We start from the raw sequence: 947 nt of genomic DNA on the forward strand, positions 1-947 counted from the left end.
GTGCAGGTTGATGCTGTTGCGGATGCGCCAACCTTGGTGATGACCCCTGCGACAGGTGATGAAGATACGGCTATTACACTCGATATTATGGCTAGCTTGGTGGATCTTGATGGTTCTGAGTCAGTGCAATCGATAGTAATCAGCGATGTGCCAGTGGGTGCGACGTTATCAGCTGGCGTTGATAACGGTGACAATAGCTGGACCTTAAGTGTCGATCAGTTGGTCGGTCTAACGATTACGCCACCGCTGCATGATAGCGAAGACTTCAGCTTATCGGTGTTGGCGAGCGTGGCAGATGTCGATCCTGAGACAGGAGAGGTGAGTACGTCTGAGACCTTGTCGACGATGGATGTTGAGGTTAACGCGGTCGTGGATAGCTTGAGTATTGAGGGAGACATTACAAGGTTATTTGAAGACTATGCTATCCCTCTACAGATGTCTGTTCAGCTGGATGATCTTGACGGATCGGAGGCTATTAGTTCAGTGGCAATCAGCGATTTGCCCTCAGGCGCGCAGCTCTCTGCAGGTTATGATGACGGTTACGGTACATGGATATTGACCGCTGCTGAATGGCAAGGTCTAGAGATCATTCCGCCTGAGCACAGTAGTGATGATTTTGTGTTGAGCATCGAGTTTACGTTGACTGATACTGATCCGAACACGGGACTAACAAGTGAAGTACAGCAAACGTTGCTCCACACTGTCTATATAGATCCAGTAGCTGATACACCAACATTGACTGTTGAAGACGTTGAGGGCGATGAGGATTCGGCTATAGCGCTGCTAGTTAGCACTGATGTGATTGACGAAGATGGTTCAGAGAAAATAACCCATATCGAGTTGGCCGGCGTTCCTGCGGGTGCGCAATTGAATAAAGGCATTGATCGTGGTGAAGGCATTTGGGAGGTCTCGGGGTCTGATTTGATAGGCTTAACCATTACTCCTCC

At 49.1% G+C, this 947-nt stretch carries 1 protein-coding gene; it reads left to right on the forward strand.

Annotated elements, in window-relative coordinates; translation table 11 throughout:
- The coding region (locus A3762_RS27160) for a hypothetical protein (RefSeq protein ID WP_197469050.1) at window positions 1-947 on the forward strand (947 nt) is incomplete at both ends.

The organism is Oleiphilus sp. HI0125 (genome assembly GCF_001635355.1).